The sequence below is a fragment of the Streptosporangium sp. NPDC006013 genome (assembly GCF_040614275.1).
Taxonomy (GTDB): Bacteria; Actinomycetota; Actinomycetes; order Streptosporangiales; family Streptosporangiaceae; genus Streptosporangium.
The window spans coordinates 1-23,640 of sequence record NZ_JBEXUE010000056.1 but is presented as its reverse complement, the minus strand read 5'-3'; the positions used below and the strand labels follow the sequence as shown (position 1 = coordinate 23,640).

Sequence of the window (23,640 nt, the reverse complement as noted above, 5' to 3'; positions counted from 1 at the left end):
ACGAGATGAGCGGCAAGCAGGAGCTGCGTACCGACGAGGGCGCGGCGCCCGTGGGGGCGTACTCGCAGGGCCTCGTGGTCGGCGACTTCGTCTACACCTCGGGCATGGGGCCGCTGAGCCCCGAGACCGGCGAGGTCGTCGGGACCGAGGTGGCCGAGCAGACGCATCAGGTGATGCGCAACCTCGGCGCCATCCTCGCGGCGCACGGCCTCGGCTTCGACGACGTGGTGAAGTCGACGGTGCACCTGCAGCACCTCAAGCGTGACTTCGCCGCCTACAACGAGGCGTACAAGTCCTATTTCACCCGCCCCTATCCCGTCCGCACGACCGTCGGCTCCGACCTGATGGACATCCTTGTCGAGATCGACTTCGTGGCCTACAAGCCGCGTTAGAGTCTGACCGACTTCATGGGAGGGCGGCGGCTTGGACAGCTCGCTATACGTCTATGTCGAGGACGTACGCGGGGAGGGCATGGAGGCGGTCCTTGACCGGATCACCGGATACGGCCTGACGGGGATGACCGTGGCCGCGGCATACCGCCGCGCCCGCGACGTCACCCCGCACGGCCGCTCCCGGGTGACGCTCCGCAGCGACGGCGCGCACTTCACGCCGCCCGCCGACCTGTTCGGCGAGCTGCGGCTGGTCCCGCCGGTCCAGGAAGGCGCGGAAGAGGAGCCGCTGGCCGCGCTCCGCCTGGCCACCGCCGAGCGGGGACTCGCGCTGCACGGCTGGACCGTCTTCCTGCAGAACACCACGCTCGGCCTGGCCAACCCCGACGTGACGGTACGCAACTGCTTCGGTGACCGGAGCTCGCCCGTGGACCTGTGCCCCTCCCACCCCGACGTCCGGCGGTACGCGGTCGCGCTGGGCAGGGCGGTGGCCAGGCAGGGCGTCGACAGCGTGGTGGCCGAGGCGCTGCACTTCTCGACGTTCGGCCACGGCTACCACCACGAGCGCAGCTTCGTCCCGCTCGGGCCGATGGACACGTTCCTGCTCGGCCTCTGCTTCTGCGACTTCTGCATGCGCGGAGCGGCCGGCCTGGGGGTCAACGCCGAGGTGGCACGCGAGGAGTGCACCAGGATCGTGGGCGCCGTCCTCGACGGCGACCCGCCCGCCCAGGGCGAGGTGACCCGCGCGGCACTGACCGCGTACGCGGGTCCCGAGGTGGTCGCCTACGCGCGGGCCCGCTCCGAGGTGGTGACCTCGCTGGTCTCCGACGTCTCCACCGCCGTCACCGCCGAGGGCTCACGACTGGTCTTCCTGGACGCCACCGGCTCCGTCAAGGGCTACCGCGACGGTCTGCCCTCGCCGGGGCTCGCCGCGCACGACTCCTGGCAGCTCGGCGTCGACCTGGTCGCCCTCGGCGACCTGGTGCCCTCGCTCGGCGTGCTCGCCTACGCCCGCGACGCGGGCAGGGTGGCGGACGACGTGGTCGCCTACCGCCGCTCGACGGGCAAGGACAAGGAAGTGCGGGTCGTCCTCCGGCCCGGTCTCCCCGACACCGACTCGGCCGAGCGCCTCGCGGCCAAGGTCCGCGCCGTGCGGGCCTCGGGGGCGGACGCGGTCGACTTCTACGCGTACGGGCTCATGCCCTACCCGATCCTGGACCGCATCCCGGGCGCGCTCTCCGCCTGACCTCACCTGACCTCACCGGGCGAGGGAGCCGTCCAGGACGGCGCTCACGGCCCGGGCGGCGAAGTCCTCGTCGAGGGGGAGGGAGCGGAAGACCGCGCGCAGCCAGACCGCCCCGGCGAGCAGGTCCACGATGAGCATGGGGTCGGCCTCGGCCGACAGTTCGCCGCGCCGCCGCGCGCGGTCGAAGACGGCCTCCTCCCGCGCGAACCGGTCGGCGAAGAAGCTCCGGGTCGCCTCTGCCAGTTCGGGGTGGTGGACGGCGGCGCCGAGGGCGGCCACCGCGACATCGGAGGCCGGGGGACGGGTGAGCAGCGCGGCCACCCCCTCGACCAGGGCCTCCAGATCGCCCCTGAGACCGCCGGTGTCCGGTGGCTCCATCGTGAGCAGGTCGGCCTCGACCAGGGCGGCGGCCAACAGCGCCGCCTTCGACGGCCACCAGCGGTAGATCGTGGTCTTGTTGACCCCTGACCGCTCCGCCACTCCCTCCACGGTCAGGCCCTCATAGCCCTTGGCCGCGAGCAGTTCGAGCGTCGCCTGGAAGATCTGCTGTTCCTTACGGGGTGCCATGCGTCCAACCATAACAACGCAACGGTGCGTTGTGTTTTAATCGAGACATCCATCCGAACCGGAGGTCTCATGCTCCCCATCGTTTTCGTCCACGGCATCCGGCTCAGCGCGACCATGTGGGGCCCCGTCATCTCCCGCCTCGACCGTCCCGCGGTGGCGGTCGACCTGCCCGGCCACGGCACCCGCTCCGGCGAGCCGTTCACGATGGACGCGGCGACGTCGGCGGTCGCCGACGCCGTCGACGCGCTGGGCGGCCGGGCACTGGTGGCCGGTCTCTCGCTCGGCGGGTACGTCGGCATCGCCGCCGCCGAGCGCTTCCCCGGGCGGGTGGCGGGGCTGATGGCGATGGGATGCACGGCCCATGGCCCGGCGGCGACCGGAACCTACCGGTTCGCCGCCTCGCTCGCCGCCAGGAACCCGTCGCTCGCGAACCGGATCAGCTGCTACGGCCTCCGCCGCCTCCTGCCAGGTCCCGTCGGGGAGGCGATGGTGGCGGGTGGGCTCTCCTGCGAGGTGATGCCCCAGGTCGTCGAGGCCGTCACCGGCCACGACCAGCTCGCTGCGCTGGCCGCCTACCCGGGACGCGTCTGGCTGGTCAACGGCGCCCGGGACCCGTTCCGGGCGAACGAGCGCGACTTTCTCCGGGCCTGCCGGAACGGGCGCCTGATCCTGATCCCCCGCCGGGGGCACCTGGGCGTGCTGGCGGCCCCCGGGCCGCTGGCCCGCCTGGCGGGGGACCTGTGCGACCAGCTGGGTTCGTACGTTCAGACGGAGCGGCCGGAGAGCGCGGTCGCGACGCCGAGGACGAGGTAGACGACCCCGCTGAAGTGGCCGAGCAGGGCCGACCTGATCCTCAGCCGGTTGCCGAGGGCGCCCGCGGCCATGGCGTAGATCAGGTCGGAGAGCAGGCCCAGGACCAGCAGGGTCGTGCCCAGGACGGCGATCTGCAGCGGCACCGCACCCGCCTCCGGCTCCACGAACTGCGGCAGGAACGCCAGGAAGAAGAGGATGACCTTGGGGTTGAGCAGGTTGACGACCATGCCCTCAAGGAAGATCGCCCGCAGCGGCTGCGGGGCCGTCTCCCCGGCCGCGAGCTCCTGCCTGCTCGTCAGCGCCCGGACGCCCAGATAGACCAGGTAGGCCACACCGGCCCACTTGATCACGTTGAACAGGGTCGCGGACTGTGCGATCACGTACGAGAGACCGGCCGCCGCCGCGGCGATGTGCACCAGCGTGCCGACCTCCACGCCGAACGCGCTCGCGACACCGGCGGCACGGCCCTGCGAGACGGCCCGGGTGATGATGTAGATGTGGTTCGGGCCCGGCACCAGGACCAGTGCCAGCGACGCGACCGAGAAGATCAGTAATGTGGACGGGGAGACCATGCTCCGACCTTAGAAGCGTCCGTCTCCCCGTCGTCAGGGCCAATACGCGGACGCCTTGGGGTACCAATCGGGTCCCCGCGCCGCCGATGTCTTGTGAAGCGTTCCGGCCGGGCGATCGATCCCGGCGCCGACGCGACGTCGACCGCGGTGCGGAGCCGGCTGGAATCGGCCCCGCCGGTGCACGTCCCGGGTGATCGGTCCCCGGGCCGGTGCGATGTCGGCCGTCCATTCCCGTCGGTGCCACGTGCGATACTCGCCGACGGGGGGGAGCAAAGCGTGCAAAACGTTCTTATTGGGCGGTCGGCAGAACTCAATCGGCTGACCGTCGTGCTCGACACCGCCGCGGCGGGGCAGGCCGGAGTCGCCCTGCTGGGGGGTGACGCGGGCATCGGCAAGACCCGGATGGTCACCGAGCTGGCCGAGCGGGCCGAGGCCGCCGGATTCGCCGTGCTCATCGGGCAGTGCGCCGAACTCGGTGACGCCCTTCCGTACCTCCCGCTCGCCGACGCCCTGCGCTCCGTGCGCGGAGAGCTGCGCGCGGAGCTCGACGCGCGGCCGGTCCTCGGCAGGCTGCTGCCCGGCGGCACCGACGCCGGCGGGGAGAGCACCTCGGGCCTGACGCAGCAGCAGCTCTTCGGCTCGATGCTCGGCTTCCTGGCCGCGCGGCCGGTGCTGCTGGTGCTCGAAGACCTGCACTGGGCCGACCAGTCCACCCGCGACCTGCTGGTTTTTCTCAGCCGGGTGCTGCAGACCGAGCCGGTCTGCCTCGTCGGCACTTACCGCACGGACGACCTGCACCGCCGGCACCCGCTCCGCAGGGTCCTCGCCGAGCTCAAGCGGCTCCCCTCGGTGACCTCCGTGGAGCTTGATCCCCTCGACCGCCACGAGATGACCGACTATCTGGCCGCGCTCGGGGGTACCGACGCCCGCGTGCTGCGGGAGGTCGTCGACCGGGCCGAGGGCAACCCCTTCTACGCCCAGGAGTTGCTGGAGGCGGTCTCCGCCGGCTGCTCGATGCCCGACGGCCTGGCCGGTCTGCTGCTCTCCCGGGTGGAGCTGCTCTCCGATCCCGCGCAGGGGGTGCTCCGCGGCGCGGCCGTCGCGGGCCGCCGGGCCGACCACGACCTGCTCCAGCAGGCCTCGGGCCTCGATGACCTGGCCTTTGAGGAGGCCATGCGGGAAATCGTCTCGCGCGGTCTGCTCCGCCCCGACGGGGAGTACGGCTACGCCTTCCGGCACGCGCTCCTGCAGGAGGTCGTCTACACCGACCTGCTGCCCGGCGAGCGGATCAGGACGCACGCCGAGTTCGCCCGCCTGCTGACCGCCCGAGGAGGTTCCGCGGCCGAGCTCGCCCACCACTACCTGGCGGGACACGACCTGCCGGGGGCGCTGGCGGCGTCGGTGGAGGCCGGGCGGAGGGCCGAACGGCTGGGCGCCCCGGCCGAGGCACACCGCCACTTCGACCGGGCGCTCGGCCTCTGGGACCGGGTCCCCGACGCCGAGCCCCTGGCCGGGATCGACCACGTCGGCCTCGCCAGGCGCAGCGCCGACGCGGCGGCCGACAGCGGCGACAACCACCGGGCGATCTCCCAGCTCCGGCGCCTGCCGCCCTCCGCCGAGGTCAACGAGCGGCTCGCGTACGTCCTCATCGACACCGAGGACGTCCCGGGCGCGATCGCCGCCGCGCACGCGGCCGTCGCGGCGGCACCGGAGGGGCCCGTGCTCGCCCGGGCGCTCGCCACCTACGCTCGTTCGCTCTACTGGACCGAGCGGCACGACGAGGTCGAGGCCCTGGCCGGCCGCGCCCTGGAGACGGCCCGTGCCAGCGGCACCGCCGACGCGGAGACCAGTGCGCTGACCACTCTCGCGATCCTCGCGGCCCTCGCCGACGACATCCCCCGAGCCAAGGAACTGCTCGCCTGCGCCACCGCGGAGAGTTCGGGCAACCTCGGCATCGATCTGCGGGCCATCTTCAACCAGGCCCGCCTCCAGTACGAGAACGGAGACCTGGACGAGGCGGCGGTCACCACCGACCGGGGACTGCGGCTGGCGCACGAGACCGGGCTCAACTGGAGCACCTTCGGCACCGATTTGCGCTTCCTGCGGCTCCTGATCCACTACGTCGCGGGGGAGTGGGACCAGGCGGAGAAGGTCGCCTCCGGGCTCGGTGTCCGCGTCGGCACCCCGGCGGAGGCGCTGCTGTCGTCCTTCGCGCTCTTCGTCGAGGTGGCCAGGGGCCTGCCCGTCGTCGAGGAGCGCCTGTCCTGGCTGGAGCCCTTCTACCCCGACGATGTCACGGTCACCTCCATGGGCCGCGGCCTGGCCGCCGAGCACGCGCTGTGGCGCGGCGATCCGGAGAGCGCGCTCGAACACGCCCTCGCGGGGCTCGACGCCCATGTTCCCAACGACCCGGCCGTGATCCGGCTCAGCAGCACCGCCCTGTGGGCGCTGGCGGACCTGGGGCGCGCCGACGAGGCCGACGCCCTTCTGGAACGGGCCAGGGTGCCCGCCGACGTCGGCCCCGGCTCCGTCCGCCGGGGGGCGCTGGGTCCCGAGGGGCTGGCCTGGCTGGCCCGGGCCGAGGCCGAGTGGCACCGGGCGCACGGCCGCCTCGACGTCGCGGCGTGGCGCGCGGTGGTCGAGGCGTTCGACTTCGGGTTCGTCTACGAGGTCGCTCGCTCGCGGTGGCGGCTGGCCGAGGCGCTGCTCGTCGCGGGCGACCGCGTCGCGGCCCTGAAGGAATGGGAACTCGCCGTCGAGGCCGCCGAGTCACTGCGCGCCCAGCCGCTCGCCGCCGCCCTGGCCGAGCTGGGCCGCAGGGCGCGCTTCGTCTCCGCGTCGCCGACCCTGCTCACGGCTCGTGAGCAGGAGGTGCTCGCCCTGGTGGCCGAGGGACTGCCCAACCGGGAGATCGGCGAGCGGCTGTTCATCGCGCAGAAGACGGTGAGCGTGCACGTCTCCAACATTCTCGCCAAGCTGGGGGTCTCCTCCCGTACCCAGGCCGCCGCCGTGGCCCGCAGGGACGGCCTGCTCTGACCGCCCGCCGTCAGCCGGCTCGCCCCGCCACCTGATCGCGGCCCGTTCTGGTCTGCCCGGTGTGGCTGGACTCGTCCTGATCGGCCGCGCGATCACGACCTGCTCCGGCCGGATTCGCGTGATCGGGGCCTGCTCCGTCCCGCCTGGCGGTCAGGGCTCCCGCTGACCGGCGTGGTCGGGCTCGCCCTGGCCGGCCGCCGGGTCAGGTCCTGCTCTAACCGCTGCGGGCGGTCAGGGCCAGATCGCGGACGACCTGAATCAGCTCGGCGGGGTCGAAGGGTTTCGTCAGGTAGGCGTCGACCCCGATCCCGAGGCCCCGCCGCTTGTCGTCCTCCTGTGCCCGCGCGGTGATCAGGACCACCTTGATGTGCCTGGTCCCCTTGTCGCCCCGCAGCCTGGTGGCGGTCATCCAGCCGTCCAGCCTGGGCATCATGACGTCCAGCGTGATGACGTCGGGCATCACGTCCAGCACCCGGTCCAGGCAGTCCTGCCCGTCGGAGGCCGTGTCGACCTGGAACCCCTCCAGGGTCAGGTTGACCGCGATGAGCTGCCGGATGACGTCGTCGTCATCCACTACCAACACCCTGCCCAGAACCTCTCCCACGGCGTGAGGCTAACTCCTCTTTCCCGCCCCCGCGCGGGTTTCCACGGATGTGTACGCACAGCTGTCCACAGGCGACAGGTTTTCCACAGAACCGCGTTCGGCTCCTTGGTGATCACTTCCGCACGCCGATCCTGGGGCCTCGATCCTTCATCGAGCCCAAGGAGGGCATGCGTGATCACGGCATTCGTCACCGTCTCCATCCTCTCGGCGGCCCTCGCGGGGAGCTTCCAGGTCCCCGCGCCCCGCCTCTCCCCGGAAGCCTGCGGAGCCTGGGCCGGCCTTCTCTCCACGACGGCCCCGCGCCGGCTGCCGGAGGAGGTCCGCGTCACCCTCACCGCCGTCTGCGGGGCTCGGCGCGCCGTTCTCCCGGATACCGGAGCCACCTTGACAGACCGCCCCGCGCCGACGCCGCCCGGTGCCGCCCTCCCGGACACAGACGGCAACCGGTCGACGACCTTCTCGGATCCGGGCGGCGGATGGCCGATGGACCTCTCGGGGGCGGACGGTGAGTGGACAGGCGCCCCGCACAGTTCCGACAGCGGACTGAAGGCCCACCTCCAGGGCGAGCATGACGAACGGCCGGGAAGCGACGGCCCTCCGGGAGACGACCACTCCCACCGGCTCGCCACCCCTCCGGTTTCCCCTGCCGGTGCTGCCGCAGGCTCTCTCGCCGACGCTTCGGTAGACCCTCCCGTCGGTTCGAGTTCCGCTTCCGCTCCTTCAGCGAAGCGGAGGGCTCCTCGGGCCTCCTCCCGGCCGGAATCCTCGCGAGCGCTCGCCGAGCGGTCACAGCGCCCACCACGCGGGAGGAGAACGCCATCCGGCGGATGGGCGGCGTCCTCACCCGGACGGAAAGCCCCATCCAGGGGGCGGGCAGCGTCTGCACGCGGGCAGGCGGCGGTCTCGCGTGGACGCGGCGCGCCCTCGCTGGGACGGATCGCGGCGGTCGCGGCGCTCCGTCAGGTCGGCAGGCCGTACGTCTGGGGTGGCGGTTCGAGCGCCGGCCCGACCGGCGGGGGCTTCGACTGCTCAGGGCTCGCCCTGCACGCCTGGTCCAGGGCCGGGGTCAGGCTCACCCACTACACCGGAACCCAGTTCAGACAGGGCCGCCGGGTGCCGTTCTCGCAGCTCCGCCCAGGAGACCTGGTCTTCTTCGGCGGGGGTGCCAAGGACCCCACCCACGTGGGCCTCTACCTGAAGGGCGGCGTCATGGTCCACGCCCCGGGAGCCGGTGACGTCGTCAGGACGACCGACTTCGCCGCCTCGGCCTACTACCTCTCCCGCTATCGGGGCGCCGTCCGCCCCTCCCCGAGCCGGCCCGCCGGATGACTCTCCGCCCCCGAATCCTCTCCAAAGATCGTTCGCTCTCCGTAGTGAGTGTCGGTTAACCCCAGGATGCTGGTAATGTAATGACGCGTTGGCCCCCTTAGCTCAGGGGATAGAGCACCGGCCTCCGGAGCCGGGAGCGCAAGTTCGAATCTTGCAGGGGGCACACCAGCCAGGCCAGCGGATCTAGTCGCCGGCCAGGGCGAACGAGGTAGGAACGGGCGGGTCTCCAGTCTCACGGAGTCCCGCCCGTTCTCATTGGTGCTCGCTGGTTGTGGACCGGTCATGGATCTTCTTGCCCGTGTCCCTGCCCGTTGACCATCTGGGGATCGTCGGTGGTGTCCAGATGGCTCAACGTGGCCCGCCGGCGTACCGGGTGATCGCCAGAATCGCCATGTCGTCATCGTGCGAGCCGCCGGTCCAGCGCTCGACATCGCGTACCAGGGCCTCGACCACCTCCCCTGGCTGCCGGAACGAACCCCGCCCGGCGAGCCGGCTCACCGGGTCGTAGAAAGTGCCGTAACGGCCCCGGGCCTCCGTCACTCCATCGGTGACCAGCAGGAGCGTGCTCCCGGTCGGGAACGGCCGGCGCTCCGGCTCTGCCCGCGGCACGCCCAGGCCGCTCATGCCCAGGGGAAGACTCGGCTCGCTGGGATCCAGCGAGGACACCGTGTCACCCTCAAGGAGGTACGGCGGGGGGTGGCCGCAGTTCAGCAGCCGCACACTGCCCGCGTCCGATGTGATCTCGCCGAGCACCGCCGTGACGAACCCCTCCATGCGGATGCTCTCCTCGCGCGACGCGGCCTCTTTGACCAGCGCGCGCTCCATACGCTCGGCCAGCAGTACGAGGTCGGCCGCCTGGTCCGCCGCCTCCCGGAATGCGCCCAGCAGTACGGCCACCGTGCCGACCGCGCCCAGGCCCTTGCCTCGCACGTCTGCGATCAGCAGCCTGGTGCCGTATGGGGTTTCCTGCACGGCGTAGGCGTCTCCGCCGATCAGTGCCTCGATCTGCGCGGCCTTGTAGAGCGCGGCGACGGCCAGCGGGCCGATGCGCGCCGGCGGGGCGGGCAGCACGGCACGCTGGGCGACCTCGGCGACGGAGCGCATCACTTCCAGTCGGCGGCTGTGGCTGGTGACCACGCGGTTCACCCCGAGGCCGACGAGCGTGGTGAACACCGCGCTGATCAATGAGAGCGTGCCGACGACATGACCGAAGTAACCATCCTTGATCAACAACACCAGCTGGACCAGGACGATGGCCACTGCGACCGCGAAGGTGTGCCGGAGCGAGAGCAGCGCCCCTGCCGCCACGACCGCGGCGCCCAGCAGGTAGTCGCCCCAGTAGTAGCGCGGGGACAGCACATTGAGGACGGTGCCGATGACGATCATGGCGGTCGGTATGAAGGAGACGTACCGGGGCCAGCTCGTAGTGAGTGGGTTCATCCGAGCCCCGATTCCACATCCGATCGACCCATATGTGGGGAAGGCCATGTGAATCCCCTGGGGTTCCACCAGGTCCTGGCTTTGATCCTTTCTAGTGAACGTTGAATCGCCTGTCGAGGCGACACTCCCAGGGCGTTCGTCCGGGTGGTGACCGGGCCCGTCCGCAAGGAACTTGACAGCTCGTGCCGATCGGGCGGATCGGCGAGGGCTGTAAGGGCCACGTGCGGCATGGCACGACGCAAAGTGCTCGACCTTGAGGGAACGACGAGTGCGGGAGATTCGGTTTCGCGCTTACCGTGAATACGAAGTACCTGGCCGCTTCGTCTCGACCGGCTCCGCCTTGAACAGCCCGTCCCCGCCACGCATAGCGGGATCATCTCGCATGGAAGACCACGAGATGCGGGTGGACTGCCCCGGGGCGTGTCACTTCTCGCCGGAGAACCGCTCCCATGCGGACTGGCGGGTGATCCCGAGAGCTTCGCCGATCTTGATCCAGGTGACGCCGCGTCGGCGCAGTTCCTGCACCCACGAGCGCAGGTCGGCCTCGGCCTGGTCGATGTGCGCGGCGACGCGCGGAATGTGGCTCAGCATCTCCCCGTCTGTCAACGACTCCCAGACGGGCACGCGCGGTCCTGGGGGGTGCCGAGGCGCCCGTCGATGATCGACGCGGCGAGCGCCACGCACTCGTTGCAGATATACACTCCAGGGCCGGCGACCAGCTTGTCGACCTTGGTGTCCGGCTTGCCGCAGAAGGAACACCGAGCGAGTTCGGCCGGGGTGTCGGGCGGTGTCACAGCGCACTCCTAAATTGTCAGGGATTCCCTGACAATTGGTATGCGCGTTGCATCCTTCCGAAACGCCTCGCTGACGACACCCCGGTAGCGTTACCGAGACACGCTCGGACTGCCGTCAGGCGGTGTAGTTCCGGGCGGTGGGGACGAACTGCCGGCGGGCCACCGGCTCTTGCCGTCCCCGGCGAACGATCAGTAGTCCTGGTCCACGGTGGGTGGGATGCGAAGCCTGGCCTGTTGGCGTGTCCCAGGGCTCCGAGGCGGGCAAGCCCCGGCTGTGCCCGCTCCAGGCCAGGGTGTGTGTCCCGGATGGGACGGGACACCACTCCCGGGTAGGCGGGGCACGCCGTGTGGCACTCTGAGCGACGTGTCCGACTCCTTTCCCTCCGGTCGTGTCCCGGCCCCGCCGGGGCCCGCCCCCGGCGGTGTCTCTGCCGTGGATCGGCGCCTGGCGGTTGGGGCGTCGGCTCTCGTCGCGCTCTGCGTCTTGGCGTGCGGGGTCGCCACCTGGCTTGACGTGGCGACCGGGGTGGTGACGCGGCCCGAGCCACTGGACTGGGCGGTGTGGTCCTCGACGGTGCCCGGCGTGGCCCTCGCGATCGCCGGGATCGTGCTGGCGGTGCGCCTGCCCCGCCACCTCATGACCTGGCTGCTCATCGCCGGAGGCGTCGTCGCCGCGGTGAACGGCCTGGCCGCCGCGTACGCGGTGCTGTCGCTGACCCGCCACGGTGGTGCGCTGCCGCTGACTCCGGCCGCGGTCTACGCCGGGGCGCGGTTGGGGCCGCTGCTGAACCTGCTCCCGCTGCTGGTGCTGCTGTTCTTTCCTGATGGGCGGCTGCCATCACCGCGGTGGCGATGGGCCGCGTGGCTGTCGCTGGGGGCGACGGGCCTGGCGGTCGCGGTGTTCCTCGCCGTCCCGTGGCGGATCGAATCGCCGGGCATGAATTGGCCGGGACTCGACCCGCCGTTCCCGCCACTCCCGGATGCGGTGTGGCACTCGGCGCTGGCGGCGGTGCCGGCGCTGCTGGTGGTGAGCCTGCTGGTGTCGGTGGTGGCCTTCGCCTGGCGGTTCCGGGGCTCGGTGGGCGTTCGGCGGGCGCAGCTTCGCTGGATGCTGATGGCGGCGCTGCTGAACGCGGCACTGATCCTGGCTTCCGCCGTGGTGGACGGGCTGCCGCAGGACCTGTCGTTCGTCGTCTCCCTGGTGGCGGTCGCAGCGGCGGTCGTGGTGGCGGTGAGCCGGTACCGGCTTTATGACATTGATCCGGTGCTCGGCTGGACCCTCCTGTACGGCGGGCTCGCGGTCGCCGTCGTGGCGATCGACGTGCCGGTCTTCGTGAGCCTGGGGGCGATCATCGACGAGCCGGTGGCGGCGGTCCTGGCGGCGGTTCTGGTCGGGGTGGTCTACGCGCCGCTGCGGGAGCGGGTCCGGCGGTGGGTGAACCGGGGGCTGATGGGGCGGACGGAGCCGTACGAGGTGGTCTCGGCCCTCGCCCGGCGGCTTGAGGAGTCCGTGCGGCCGGAGGAACTGTTGCTGCAGGTGGCGAAAGCGGTGTCGGGGGTGTTCCGCTCGCCGTACGTGCGGGTCGAACTGGACCGGGCGGACGGGAAGACCGTCGTGGTGGAACACGGCACCCCCGGCGAGGACGTCGTGGTGCTACCGTTCGCCTACCGCGACGCGCCGATCGGGCGGCTTGTCCTGGTGCCGCGCGCGGGTGCGCGGCCGGCCGAATCCGACCAGCGGCTGCTGGCCGACGTGGTAAGGCAGGCCGCTGCGGCTGTGCGGGCGACCGCGCTGACCGAGGAACTGCAGCACAGCCGCGAGCGTCTGGTCACCGGCGTGGCCGAGGAGCGGCGCAGGCTGCGCCGGGACCTGCACGACGGGCTGGGGCCCACCCTGGCCGCCGCCGCGCTGAAGGTGGAGGCGGCGCACAACCTGCTGACCCGGGATCCCGGTGCCGCCCGGGAGGCGCTGGACCAGGTGAGGAAGGATCTTGCCACGATGTTGGGGGACGTGCGGCGGCTCGTGCACGATCTGCGGCCGCCGGCTCTGGATCAGTTCGGCCTGGCCGGGGCGCTGCGGCAGGAGGCCGCCCGGTTCCGTGGCGATGGGCTCGCCGTGCGGGTGGAGGTAGAGGGAGACCTGGCGGGATTGTCCGCCGCGAGCGAGGTGGCGGCGTACCGGATCGTCTGCGAGGCGCTGACCAACGTCACCCGGCACGCGGGCGCGGACACCTGCCACGTGCGTGTCGCCGTGGCGGGGAACGAGTTGGAGGTCGAGGTGACCGACGATGGGCGCGGGGTCCTTCCGGGCGCCGTGGTCGGGGTGGGTTTGGTCGGCATGCGTGAGCGCGCGGAGGAACTGGGCGGCCAGTGCGCGGTCGGGGTCGGCCGCGGCGGCGGAACCCGGGTCCATGCCGTCCTGCCCGTCGGGACCGTGACCCCCTCGTGACGCCGCGGGTGCTGATCGCCGACGATCATCCCGTGTACCGGGACGGTCTGCGCATGATGCTCGCCTCGACTGACCAGGCCGAGGTGGTGGGGATCGCCGCGGACGGGGAGGAGGCCGTCGCCGAGGCCGTCCGGCTGCGCCCTCAGGTTGTGGTGATGGACCTGAGGATGCCCAGGATGGACGGTGTGCAGGCCACCGAGCGGATCGTCGCCACCTGCCCGGACACGCACGTGCTGGTGCTCACGATGCACGAGGATGACGAGAGCGTCTTCGCCGCCATGCTCGCCGGCGCTCGCGGCTACCTGCTCAAGGGGGCTGAGCAGACGGAGATCCTGCGCGCCATCATGGCGGTGGCCAGCGGGGAGGTGATCTTCGGGCCGGCACTCGCGGGGCGGGTGACGCGCTACTTCGCCCGGCTGGCTGTAGCCCGTCCGGTCCGAGAGGGGCCGTTCCCCCAGCTCACCGTTCGGGAACGGGAGATACTCGACCTGATCGCGGCCGGCCTGTCCAACCGGATGATCGCCGAGCGGCTGTCGCTGGCGCCCAAGACGGTACGTAACAACGTGTCCAGCGTTTTCGCCAAGCTCCAGGTCGCCGACCGCGCCCAGGCCATCATCCAGGCTCGCGAGGCCGGCCTCGGCCGGTGACCGGCGTGCTCTCGGCCTCGTGCGGGCGGCGCCCGCGCAAGGGTGAGTGAGCGTTGGTCGACGTCGGCCCCGCAGAGGCCGGCTGACCGGATCGCATCGTATGGCGGGGCGGGGGCGGCCGAGCCACCCTCCGTTCATTTCGCATGGTCATCGCGTCGCCGGTCCAGCCGGCCTGCTTGACCATCTCGTGGAGCCGCGCACCGCCGCGTCTCTCCGAGGACACGGTCGCTCACGGTGTCACGCAGCCCGCCCGCGTGCCTGGGAGCGGTGTCCCCGCCGCCCCGGGACGCCTGGCCCGGTCACGCCGGGCCAACTCGGGACCGCGCGCATGGCCGCGCTCCCTGGGCGCCCGGGACGCACGGCCGAGATCGTGTTACCACCGACAAGCAACGGAGGAACACCAATGTCCAGCCGCATCGTGCCCAGCAACGTCAATCCCAACGAGCCCGTCGCGATCCAACGCACCGCGGACCCGGCGTGGATCCGGATCGCCGGACTGCTCCTGGCCGTCGGGGCCGCCGCCTGGGCGGCCGGCATCGTCATCGTCGGGGACAAGATCGAGGAAGGCATCCAGACCCTCGACACCATCACCGGGATGCTGTTCGTCGTGGGCCTGTTCGCCTTCGTCTGGACGGTGCTGGCCACCCGCGGCGCCGGCGACGGGTGGGCCCGGATCGTCCCGGCCGGCCTGCTCGTGCTGCTCCCCGGCGCGTTCCTGCTCAACGCGCTGTCCTTCGGCTACGCCACCCACGACGATTTCCCGCTGCCGCTGATGATCCTGGACGCCTGCTGGCCGCTCAGTCAGCTCGGCATGCTGGTCCTGGGCATCGTCCTCGCGGTCAAGGGCCGCTACCAGGGAGCGCTGCGGTGGCTGCCGCTGCTGGCGGGCATGTGGTTCCCGGTGACCATGGTGGCCCAGATCTTCGGCGGCTCGACCGTCTCGGTGTACGTCAGCGCGGCGTGGCTGCTCGGCATGCATGCCCACCTGGGAGTCCGCCTCGCCGTTCGTCCCATCTCACGGTAGGGAGGCCCCGAGCAGCCGAGGGATCGTCGTTGCGGAGGAACTCGACGGCGCTGGCGGCACGGTGAGTTCGCGGGACACCACATCCCCGGGCGCGGCCACCGTGGCGGTCGCCGCGACGGGCGGCCTCATCTTCCTCGGCCTCGCCATCCTCGTGGTCGTCACCCTTCGCCGTTACAACCCAGAGGCGGAGTGATCCGGAGAATCCCCTCGGCCGCTCAGAACGGAGGTTCGTCGTCGGGTTCGGGGTCGACGAGGGTGGCCGCGATCGCCTCGACGCGACTGTCCAACCGGCCGGGGCTTGCCAGGATCTCCCCGGTGCGGGGGTCGAAGGCGAGCTCGTCTGTGACATGTGCGGGGGTGTCGGAGGCACTCGGGCACCAGCGGGACACCGGGCAGAACCGGCACCAGGCTCCCGGGGCGGCACGGAAGGCGACGTCGCGGTGCCAGGGCCGGACCCGGTCAAGGACGACCGCCTGGGCGGTCGAGACGGTCGCCGGGTCGGTCGCGTCGAAGGTGAGCACCTCGGCGGAGTCCGGGGTGAGTTGCTCCAACTCGACCAGCCCGTCGGTGTCCCCGAAGACGCCGGTGGCGATCAGGCGGACCGCCAGGGCGAGCTGGGGGGCCATCTCCAGCGCGTTTCCCGCGGTGATGCCGCGAGGTACGGCCGACGTCTTCTGCTCGCGGTAGACGAGGCGTCCGCCCACCCGGCGGAGGAGATCCGGGTGGGCGAGCACCATCACATCGGCCCGCGCGTCGTACGCGGCGATCTTCGGCTCGGGTCTGACCTCGGTGACCTCGTCCGGGCCGCGCAGCGGGCATACCGCCAGATGCCGGAGCAGGTACGGCCGGGCCCGGTGGTACTCCTGGCGCTCCATCAACTCGTCGGCGAGGCCGCAGTCATCGGCGTCCACCTCCGGCAGGTCCGCGAGAACGCAGGCTCTTCCCCGGCGGTGTGCGGCCTCAAGCCACGCGTGCACGTGCTGGCCGCGCTCGGCCGCCGGGCTCGTCTCCCAGTCGCCGGGCAGCCGGAGCTCTCGCAGGTGAGCCTGTGCCGGGCAGACCTGGTAGTACCGGGACGTCGTGATCGACCATGTCCGCCGGTGCGTGCCCCGGTCGTCGAGGCCGAGCAGGCCGGGAGCGTGCGCGAGGTCCCCGCAGGAGGCCCGTGCCTTGCACTCGGCGCAGTCCCGCCCAGGGGTCCGGCCGCCACCGGCCAGCAGCCGGGCCGTCGCGGGTCTGACGTTCGAGGTGTAGGCGCCGCGGATCTCCTCCAGATCCGTCGTGTCGACAAGGACCCGGTCCGTGCCGGTGGTCAACCCGACCTCGACCACCCGCACTCGCCGGGGGACGGGAACGGGCCGTACCGGGACGGGGATGGCGCGATGCAGCTCCGACGGGTCCGTCACCTGCTTGCCGACCGCCGCCACGTACGCCATCGCCTGGGTGGACGGAAGATCTGTGCCGCCCAGGGGGCGGCGCAGGCGCATCCGCCGGAACTCCACCGTCGTACCGTCCGGTGCGCCGTACCATCGGCCCCACACGGTGAGGGATCGCATCTCCGCGGGGGACCGGCCGCCCTGGACGATCCGCGGCTGGTGCTCGGGCCGGAGTTCCACCCCCTCGGAGGCGAGTGTGGCGGCCAGGCTCTCGGAGACCTCCAGGTAGGTGTGGCAGGCGTGCTCGATCCAGTTGGCGACCCCCGGATGCACGGTGTCGCGGGCGTTTCCGAGGGTCCTCGGCAGCGCCTCGTCGATCGGGACGGCCTCGAACTCGACAGCGTTGAGCACGTCCATCACCAGGCCGAGCGGAAAGGTCTCCCAGGGCGCGTACCTACGCCTCTCGGAGACCCGCGGCCACAGCTTCGGGCGAGCCTTGACCGCCGCGAAGTCTCCGCAGTCGCCGTCCCGGCGGTCGAGCAGGCTCGCCGACAGCCTGACGACATCGGGATTTCCGGTGAACTCGGTGCTGGGGGGCTGACTCAACGCACTCTCCTCGGTATGGGGGAAGTAGAGAGGTGCTACTGCGCTGCAACACAGTGAAACATATTGTGAATTAGAGTCACAACTTTTTAAGGTGATAGGCGGATACTTTCCGATGAAACGCGACAATCGGGTATCCGTCAGGGGGGAGCGCCGGTCCCGTTCGCGGTCCGTGCTTAACGGGGAGTTACTGCCGTTCGTCCGTTGAATGAACGGAAGTTGACACGCTTCTTAGCCAACTCTCATCGAGGGCACGTAGAACGACGTCATGAATGGTTCGGCCGCCGCGAAAGCGCTGGTCGCCGGTGACGGGCCTGACGTCCGTGAGCCGCCGTCCCGGGCGCTCCGGCAGGGCGGCTCCGCCATGCGGACCGCCGCTCACGGGACGTGCGCGTCCGGGGCGTCCCGCGCCGGGGACTCGGACGCGTCGCTCCCCGGTTCGCACCATGACATGTCCGCCGACGCTCTCTCGAATGGAGCAACATGCTGCGCAGACTCCGCAGGTCGTCCGCGATCGCAGACGGCCCCGCAGATCCCGGGGACGGTGGCGGGGAGGGGCGGGTGCCCGATGCCGGGCGCGCGCTGCGTGCGCCGAGCAGGCTGCACGCGTTCAACCGCTACGAGATCAAGTATCTGGTCGACACCGGTCTGGTGGACGAGCTCCGGGGCGAGATAGAGCGGCGACTCGACCGGGACGCTCACAGCGGGGACGAGGGGTACGGCATCTGGAGTGTCTACTACGACACCCGCGGGCTCCGCTTCTACTGGGAGAAGATCGAGGGCCTGAAGTTCCGGCGCAAGTTGCGGATCAGGCACTACGGCGACCGTTTCAAGGTCACCGCGGACACCCCGGTGTTCGTCGAGATCAAGCAGCGGGTCAACCGCGTCACCCAGAAGCGCCGGGTCTGCCTGCCGTACGCCGACGCGCTGCGGTTGTGCGACGGGCGTGAGCCGGTCGAGCACACCGAGGCGGAGCGGCCCTTCGTCGAGGAGGTTCTGGACCTGGTCTGCCGGCTCGATCTGCGGGCCACCGCGATGACCGGCTACCAGCGGCACGCCTATGTGGGCCGGGACGCCGATGTCGGCCTCCGGGTCACCTTCGACCAGCGCGTACGGGGCCGTGACCGGGACTTCCACATCGGCGCCGACGCCCAGAACCGGTTCATCGTCCCGCCCACCAAATCGATCATCGAGGTCAAGGCGAACGAGCGGGTTCCCTACTGGCTCACCGATCTGACCGCCAAACGGAACCTGCAGGTGGTGCGGGTCTCCAAGTACTGCCAGAGCGTGGAGGCCTTCGGCCGGGCCCCTCGGTCGATCTTCCACGTCCCCGACCATGACCCCCACTCCGCCTGATGGAGGCGTAACCCCCATGAACTTTGATTTTCAGGACCTGTCCGGCACCTTCAGCGTGATGGACATCGCCATCGCGATGTCGCTGTCGTTCGTGCTCAGCGTGATGATCGGCTGGGTGTACCGGGCGACGCACCGCAACGTCTCCTACAGTCAGTCCTACGTCCAGACACTGGTCATCCTCGGCATGATCATCTCGCTGATCATGCTGGTCGTCGGTTCCAACATCGCGCGCGCGTTCGCCCTGGTCGGCGCGCTCTCCGTGGTCCGGTTCCGCAACGCGATCAAGGAGACCCGGGATGTCGGCTTCATCTTCCTGGTGATGGCCGTCGGCATGGCCGTGGGCACCCGCTTCTACGTTCTGGCCGCCGTCGCCGCCGTGGCGATCTCGCTGGTCATCATGATCATGAGTCGTTTCAACTGGTTCCACCTGAACGTCCAGCGCCAGGTGGTCAAGGTCCAGGTGCCCTCGGACGAGGATTACACCCACACGATCCAGGACGTGCTGATCCAGCACACCGACGAGTTCGAACTGGTGAGCATGGAGTCGATCCGCGGTGGCGCGCTGACCGAGCTGATGTACACGGTCAAGATCAAGAAGGGCGGCGAGCCTGGGAACCTGATCTCGGCCCTGCGGGAGCGCAACAGCGGCCAGCCGGTCACGGTTCTGACCGGGTACGACCAGACCGACCTGTAGGCCGCCGTGACCATTCCCAAGAACCGGCCGCGGCTGCGGCACCGGATTCCGGTCAGGCTCCGGCACCACTGGAGGGTGGTCGCCCTCTTCGCCGTGTTCCTGCTGGTGGTGGGTGCGGGCTTCGGCACCGGGACGATCCGGCCCTACGTGACCACCGGGCAGGTCAGCGCGGCGCGGACGGTCACCCAGGACATCGCGGGCACCCAGGACGTCTTCGACACCGCGATCTCGCACAGCGTCCAGATCACGTTCAAGGACGGGGCCTATCGGGACATGCTGGAGGAGTATTTCAAGGAGGGGGAGAAGAAGTACGTAGAGGCCGACCTGGTCATCGACGGGACCACCCTGCCGAGCGTGGGCATCCGGCTGAAGGGCAACTCCACGCTGATGGGGCTCACCTGGAACGGCAAGTCCCGCACCGGGGGGCGGGGCGGCGCCCCCGGCGGCGGGCGTCCGGGGAACTTCCAGCCTCCGGAGGGTTTTCAGCCTCCCGAGGGTTTCCAGCCGCCGGAGGGCTTCCAGGCTCCCGAGGGTTTCCAGGCGCCGGACGGCTTTCAGCCGCCGGACGGCGGTGCGGGTGGTGGCGGGGCAGGACCCGGGCGGGGTCCGGGTGGTTCGATGACCGCGCTCAAGGCGGAGGAACCCGAGAACCTGCCCTGGTTGATCAGCTTTGACGAGTTCGTGGAGGGGCGCCGCTACCAGGGGCACTCGCAGCTGGCCGTGCGTCCCGCGACCGGGCAGTCCTCGACCCTGCTGAACGAGGCGCTGGCGATCTCGCTGGTCGGCGCGGCCGGCGAGCCGACCCAGCGGTACGCCTACAGCTCGTTCACGGTCAACGGCCGTTCCTCGTCTCCACGTCTGCTGGTGGAGTATCTCGACGAGGGATACGCGGAGAGGCTCGGCGACGGCGTGCTGTACAAGTCGCTCGCCTCAAGTGGCTTCAGCTACAAGGGGGAGGACCAGACCGCCTACGGCACCGACTTCAAACAGGTCAACAAGGTGGGAGGTAAGGACCTGCAACCGGTCATCGACCTGGTCAAGTGGGTGGAGCAGTCCTCCGACGAGGAGTTCGCCGCCGGGCTGGCCGACCGGGTGGACGTGGAGTCCTTCGCCCGCTATCTCGTCCTGCAGAACCTGATGGTCAACTTCGACGACATGAGCGGTCCCGGGCGTAACTACTACCTGTGGTACGACCTGGACGGCAAGAAGTTCACCGTCATCACCTGGGACCTCAACTTCGCCTTCAACGGCAACGCCACGGCGGGGCCGAACGACACGCTCGGCATGGGGTTCGGCGGGGGCGGCCCGATGCGGGGGGCGGGTTCCCAGACTCAGCCGGTGCAGGGCTCGCAGTCCCAGTCCCGGCCGACCGGGAACGGGCAGCCGCAGGTTCAGCCGACCCAAGGGGCGGCGGCCCAGGTTCAGCCGACTCAGGGGCCGCGGCCGCAGGTTCAGCCGACGCGGAGCGGGCAGCCACAGGGCGGTGCCGGTCAGGAGGGCGGCGCCCGTCAGAACAACCCGATGGGCGGGCCGCGGATGGGCCACGCGCTGAAGGACAGGTTCCTGAAGACGCCCGCCTTCAAGAAGGTCTACGAGGAGCAGTACCGGAACCTGTACCAGAAGCTCCTGGGAGGCGGGGCCGCCGCCACGCTGCTCGACGACATCGTGAAGTCCTACCGGCTGAACGAGGGCGCCGACACCGCCAAGGTCGAGGCCGAAGCCACGTCGCTCCGTACGACCCTCAAGACCCGCGCCGAGGCGCTGGGCTCGGACAAGGTGATCGCCGGCGGATGATCCTGCGAGGAACGGCGGGATTCCGCGTCCCGGTCTCCCGCCGTTCCTCCGCGCACTCCCTTTCCCCGGGGCCTCACCGGCATGCGATGATCCACAGTGGTCGGCGAAGGTGCTCCGGTTGGCCGGTGCGACACGGGCCCGGCGACGCCTCCGACGGTCACCGGCGTGACGTGCCCGCGTACGCCGGGCCCGCTCACGTACGGCATGTCGCGAAGATGAACGAGCATCGATGGGGAGGCCGCATGGAGCACGTCCTGCGGGAGATCGCCAGCCAGCCCGAGTGCTGGCGGCGGGCGCTGGAGCTCGGCGCGGCGGGCCCGGCGGGCCTGCCGGAGGCGGGCGAGCGGGTCGCGGTGATCGGCTGCGGCACCTCGCTCTACATGGCACAGGCCTACGCGGTCCTGCGCGAGCGGTCGGGGCAGGGGGAGACCGACGCGTTCGCCGCCTCCGAGCTGCCCGCGCGCCGCTACGACCGGCTGGTGGCGATCACCAGGTCCGGGACCACCACGGAGGTGCTGCACGCCCTCGGCGCGGCCGGGGACATCCCGACGGTCGCCGTCACCGCCGACCCCGCGACCCCGGTGTCCGGCCTGGCGAAGACGGTGATCGCGCTGGAGTTCGCCGACGAGCGCTCCGTGGTGCAGACCAGGTTCGCCACCAGCGCTCTCGCCCTGCTCCGCGCGCACCTCGGGGAGGCTCCCGCCGACCTGGCCGCGCAGGCCGAGGCCGCGCTCGCCGCGCCGCTCCCCGAGGGGGCGCTCTCACGGCGGCAGTTCACCTTCCTCGGCAGCGGGTGGACCAACGGCCTGGCCCAGGAGGCGGCACTGAAGCTGAGGGAGTCGGCCCTGGCCTGGTCGGAGGCGTACCCCGCGATGGAGTACCGGCACGGGCCGATCAGCATCGCCGACGAGAACAGCCTGGTGTGGTTCTTCGGCGGTCCGAAGGAACTGCGTGAGGAGTTGACCCGAACCGGGGCCCTGACCACGGTCGCGGAACTCGACCCGCTGGCCGACCTCGTCCGGGCCCAGCGCCTGGCGGTCGAGTTGTCCCGATCGCGCGGTCTCGACCCGGACAGTCCACGCAACCTGAGCCGTTCGGTGATTCTCACGTAACCGATGAGGAGCACGACGCGCGGATCGGCATCGTTGGCGAGGTAGGCGACCTGACCCATTCGGTGGTTCTCACGTGGTCCGGGGAAGCGGCCGCCACCTGGGGAGCGTGCGCGTGCGGTGTTCAGCGCCGTCGGACGCCGCTCGCGATCCAGCGGCGGACCACGGCCAGCGCCAGCGGGAGCGGTACGGTGCCCGCGCCGAGACCCACGTCGACCAGCAGGTCGAACACCTCCTTGCGGCGGGCGGCCGTGTCGATCGCCGCGTCGATGAAGCCGGGCGACTGGGCGGCGAGGGCGAGCACGTCCGTGGTGCGCAGGTGCCGCCCGAGTGCCTTCCTCAGCTCGCGCCGGTAGGCGGGCAGCGGGTCGGCGGCGGCCCGCACGGCCGCCTCGCCGGCGAGGCGGCCGGAGACCAGGGCGTAGTAGATGCCCTCGCCGGTGAGCGGGTTGATGAGACCGGCGGCGTCACCGGCGAGCAGCACCCGCCCCGAGCCCGGCCTCGGCCGCCCCGGGGACAGGGGCAGGTGGTGGGCGCGCAGGTCGTGGGCGCTCAGGTGGGGCAGCAGTTCGGCGAGCCGGCCGTGCAGCACCTCGCGGCCCGGCCGGCCGGTGGCGCGCAGCCTGGGCAGGAGCATCCCGAAGCCGACGTTGGCGGTGCCGTCGCCGATGGGGAACGACCACGCGTACGCGGGCCACCCGTCCTGCTGCATGAAGATGGACTGCACGTCGTCGTCGGCGGGCACGTCGGCGTAGCCGCGTACGGCGATCGCGGTGTGCCTGTCGGGAGCGGGGGAGACGCCGATGAGGCGCCGCATCGTCGAGTTGGCCCCGTCGGCGGCGACGGCGGCGCGGGCGGTGACGGTGCCGTCGAGGACGATGTGGCCGTCGAGGACGGCGAGCGAGCGGACGTGGTGGCGGCGGACCTCGACACCGCGGGCACGGGCGGCGTCGACGAGGCGGGCGTCGAAGACCCTGCGGGGAACGACGTGGTTGGGCCGGGCGGAGGTGGCCGAGACGCGCGCGCCGCCGGGGGAGACCACCGCCAGGCGCTGCGTCGGCCGGTAGTCGGCGACGAGGTCGGGGATGCCCAGCAGGGCGAGCTCGTCACGGCAGTGGGCGGCGATGCCGTCACCACAGGCCTTGTCACGGGGGAAGTCGGCCCGATCGAGCAGGAGCACCCGCGCGTCAGGCCGGAGCTGCCTCGCGCGCAGCGCGGCCGCCGCCCCCGCGGGCCCACCGCCGACGACCGCCAGATCCCACACGTCGTTCACCCGGGTGAACCTTCCCTGTACGCCCCTGCGGAACCGCCTGGCCATCACTCCCTCCGACCAGAGGGCTCGCCGGCTCGGATCGGGTTCGCATGGACACCGGCACCGGCCTCGCCGCCGGGCGTGCCGGAGATCTCGCCGTCCTTTACGCTTCCCCCGCTCAGGCCTGCTTCACCGGCTCGGGGTCCGGGGCGCTCACGCCGGGTGGGTGCTCGGGGACGGTGGAGGCGAGCGGGACCTCCGCGCCGCTGACCATGCCCAGCTGGACGGTCTGGCGAGGCAGCACGAGGTCCAGCAGCCAGCTCCCGGCGATGCGCGCCCGGCCGTGCGGGACGGCCAGCAGGTGGTAACCCCGGGCTACCACCTTGGCGACCATGCCCGACAGCGGCACGCCCAGCGGGTTCGCGGCGGCGGCGGCCCCGCCCAGGTCGACGACGAACCCCAGGTCGTTGTGCCGTCCGCGAGCTGGAGGCGCTGCACCCCACCTTCGTCTCCGTCACCTACGGTGCCGGAGGCAGCACCCGCGAC

The 23,640-nt window shown here is 71.2% G+C and carries 22 protein-coding genes and 1 tRNA gene; 14 read left to right on the top strand and 9 right to left on the bottom strand.

Going from position 1 to position 23,640, the window contains the following annotated elements:
* The first annotated feature begins 5 nt into the window (after window positions 1-5).
* Both ABZ260_RS11780 and ABZ260_RS11775 read left to right on the top strand, forming a co-directional pair.
* Window positions 6-392, top strand: a complete 387-nt coding sequence (locus tag ABZ260_RS11780) for a Rid family detoxifying hydrolase (protein WP_030906870.1) — start codon at window positions 6-8, stop codon at window positions 390-392.
* 31 nt (window positions 393-423) lie between these two features.
* Window positions 424-1,635 (top strand): hypothetical protein, encoded by a 1,212-nt coding sequence (locus ABZ260_RS11775; protein ID WP_355615872.1) that lies wholly within the window; start codon window positions 424-426, stop codon window positions 1,633-1,635.
* A gap of 12 nt (window positions 1,636-1,647) precedes the next feature.
* On the opposite strand, the gene ABZ260_RS11770 is transcribed toward ABZ260_RS11775, so the two are convergent.
* Window positions 1,648-2,202, bottom strand: a complete 555-nt coding sequence (locus tag ABZ260_RS11770; RefSeq protein WP_355615870.1) for a TetR/AcrR family transcriptional regulator — start codon at window positions 2,200-2,202, stop codon at window positions 1,648-1,650.
* A 69-nt stretch (window positions 2,203-2,271) separates the two neighbouring features.
* On the opposite strand from ABZ260_RS11770, the gene ABZ260_RS11765 reads away from it, so the two are divergent.
* Window positions 2,272-3,015, top strand: coding sequence for an alpha/beta hydrolase (locus ABZ260_RS11765; RefSeq protein ID WP_355615868.1), 744 nt, complete (start codon window positions 2,272-2,274; stop codon window positions 3,013-3,015).
* Here ABZ260_RS11765 and ABZ260_RS11760 read toward each other — a convergent pair.
* Window positions 2,967-3,587 (bottom strand): LysE family translocator, encoded by a 621-nt coding sequence (locus ABZ260_RS11760; protein ID WP_355615866.1) that lies wholly within the window; start codon window positions 3,585-3,587, stop codon window positions 2,967-2,969. The genes ABZ260_RS11765 and ABZ260_RS11760 overlap by 49 nt on opposite strands.
* Window positions 3,588-3,824: 237 nt before the next feature.
* Here ABZ260_RS11760 and ABZ260_RS11755 point away from each other — a divergent pair, with 237 nt between their 5' ends.
* Entirely contained in the window at window positions 3,825-6,623 is a 2,799-nt protein-coding gene (locus ABZ260_RS11755) for an AAA family ATPase (RefSeq protein WP_355615864.1), read from the top strand.
* A 214-nt stretch (window positions 6,624-6,837) separates the two neighbouring features.
* Here the strand turns inward: ABZ260_RS11755 and ABZ260_RS11750 are convergent, their stop codons facing one another.
* Window positions 6,838-7,227, bottom strand: a complete 390-nt coding sequence (locus ABZ260_RS11750; protein ID WP_350928090.1) for a response regulator — start codon at window positions 7,225-7,227, stop codon at window positions 6,838-6,840.
* Between the two features lie 483 nt (window positions 7,228-7,710).
* Between ABZ260_RS11750 and ABZ260_RS11745 the strand changes: the two genes are divergently transcribed.
* On the top strand, window positions 7,711-8,556 hold the full coding sequence (locus tag ABZ260_RS11745; RefSeq protein WP_355615891.1) for a C40 family peptidase: 846 nt from the start codon (window positions 7,711-7,713) through the stop codon (window positions 8,554-8,556).
* A gap of 91 nt (window positions 8,557-8,647) precedes the next feature.
* Window positions 8,648-8,719 (top strand) — tRNA-Arg (locus ABZ260_RS11740).
* A gap of 185 nt (window positions 8,720-8,904) precedes the next feature.
* Here ABZ260_RS11740 and ABZ260_RS11735 read toward each other — a convergent pair.
* From ABZ260_RS11735 to ABZ260_RS11725, 3 genes are all read right to left on the bottom strand, one after another.
* Window positions 8,905-9,996 (bottom strand): PP2C family protein-serine/threonine phosphatase, encoded by a 1,092-nt coding sequence (locus ABZ260_RS11735; protein WP_355615862.1) that lies wholly within the window; start codon window positions 9,994-9,996, stop codon window positions 8,905-8,907.
* A gap of 423 nt (window positions 9,997-10,419) precedes the next feature.
* Window positions 10,420-10,587 carry a hypothetical protein gene (locus ABZ260_RS11730; protein WP_355615860.1) on the bottom strand — a complete coding sequence of 56 codons (168 nt, stop codon included), beginning with the start codon at window positions 10,585-10,587 and terminating at the stop codon, window positions 10,420-10,422.
* Window positions 10,588-10,598: 11 nt separating this feature from the next.
* Window positions 10,599-10,790: a ClpX C4-type zinc finger protein gene (locus ABZ260_RS11725; RefSeq protein WP_355615858.1), complete on the bottom strand. Its 192-nt coding sequence runs from the start codon at window positions 10,788-10,790 to the stop codon at window positions 10,599-10,601.
* A 433-nt stretch (window positions 10,791-11,223) separates the two neighbouring features.
* On the opposite strand from ABZ260_RS11725, the gene ABZ260_RS11720 reads away from it, so the two are divergent.
* The 4 genes from ABZ260_RS11720 to ABZ260_RS11705 all read left to right on the top strand — a co-directional run bounded on the left by ABZ260_RS11720 (window position 11,224) and on the right by ABZ260_RS11705 (window position 15,103).
* Window positions 11,224-13,239: a histidine kinase gene (locus ABZ260_RS11720; RefSeq protein ID WP_355615856.1), complete on the top strand. Its 2,016-nt coding sequence runs from the start codon at window positions 11,224-11,226 to the stop codon at window positions 13,237-13,239.
* The gene (locus ABZ260_RS11715; RefSeq protein WP_350928080.1) at window positions 13,236-13,886 is read left to right on the top strand and encodes a response regulator transcription factor; all 651 of its coding nucleotides are present in this window, start codon (window positions 13,236-13,238) and stop codon (window positions 13,884-13,886) included. Before ABZ260_RS11720 ends, ABZ260_RS11715 begins: the two co-directional genes overlap by 4 nt.
* Window positions 13,887-14,289: 403 nt before the next feature.
* Window positions 14,290-14,910, top strand: a complete 621-nt coding sequence (locus ABZ260_RS11710) for a hypothetical protein (RefSeq protein ID WP_355615853.1) — start codon at window positions 14,290-14,292, stop codon at window positions 14,908-14,910.
* Between the two features lie 61 nt (window positions 14,911-14,971).
* The gene (locus tag ABZ260_RS11705; protein WP_355615851.1) at window positions 14,972-15,103 is read left to right on the top strand and encodes a hypothetical protein; all 132 of its coding nucleotides are present in this window, start codon (window positions 14,972-14,974) and stop codon (window positions 15,101-15,103) included.
* A gap of 22 nt (window positions 15,104-15,125) precedes the next feature.
* Here ABZ260_RS11705 and ABZ260_RS11700 read toward each other — a convergent pair whose 3' ends face one another.
* Window positions 15,126-16,892, bottom strand: a complete 1,767-nt coding sequence (locus ABZ260_RS11700) for a PD-(D/E)XK nuclease family protein (RefSeq protein ID WP_355615849.1) — start codon at window positions 16,890-16,892, stop codon at window positions 15,126-15,128.
* A gap of 480 nt (window positions 16,893-17,372) precedes the next feature.
* On the opposite strand from ABZ260_RS11700, the gene ABZ260_RS11695 reads away from it, so the two are divergent.
* The 4 genes from ABZ260_RS11695 to ABZ260_RS11680 all read left to right on the top strand — a co-directional run bounded on the left by ABZ260_RS11695 (window position 17,373) and on the right by ABZ260_RS11680 (window position 21,845).
* Window positions 17,373-18,245, top strand: a complete 873-nt coding sequence (locus tag ABZ260_RS11695) for a polyphosphate polymerase domain-containing protein (protein WP_355615847.1) — start codon at window positions 17,373-17,375, stop codon at window positions 18,243-18,245.
* Window positions 18,246-18,261: 16 nt separating this feature from the next.
* Window positions 18,262-18,939, top strand: coding sequence for a DUF4956 domain-containing protein (locus ABZ260_RS11690; RefSeq protein WP_355615845.1), 678 nt, complete (start codon window positions 18,262-18,264; stop codon window positions 18,937-18,939).
* 6 nt (window positions 18,940-18,945) lie between these two features.
* Complete coding sequence (locus tag ABZ260_RS11685; RefSeq protein ID WP_355615843.1) at window positions 18,946-20,733, top strand: CotH kinase family protein; 1,788 nt, start codon at window positions 18,946-18,948, stop codon at window positions 20,731-20,733.
* Between the two features lie 125 nt (window positions 20,734-20,858).
* The gene (locus tag ABZ260_RS11680) at window positions 20,859-21,845 is read left to right on the top strand and encodes a sugar isomerase (protein ID WP_355615841.1); all 987 of its coding nucleotides are present in this window, start codon (window positions 20,859-20,861) and stop codon (window positions 21,843-21,845) included.
* 121 nt (window positions 21,846-21,966) lie between these two features.
* Here ABZ260_RS11680 and ABZ260_RS11675 read toward each other — a convergent pair whose 3' ends face one another.
* Window positions 21,967-23,160, bottom strand: a complete 1,194-nt coding sequence (locus ABZ260_RS11675) for a geranylgeranyl reductase family protein (protein WP_355615839.1) — start codon at window positions 23,158-23,160, stop codon at window positions 21,967-21,969.
* Window positions 23,161-23,272: 112 nt separating this feature from the next.
* Window positions 23,273-23,488: a hypothetical protein gene (locus ABZ260_RS11670; RefSeq protein WP_355615837.1), complete on the bottom strand. Its 216-nt coding sequence runs from the start codon at window positions 23,486-23,488 to the stop codon at window positions 23,273-23,275.
* Window positions 23,489-23,640 lie beyond the last annotated feature (152 nt).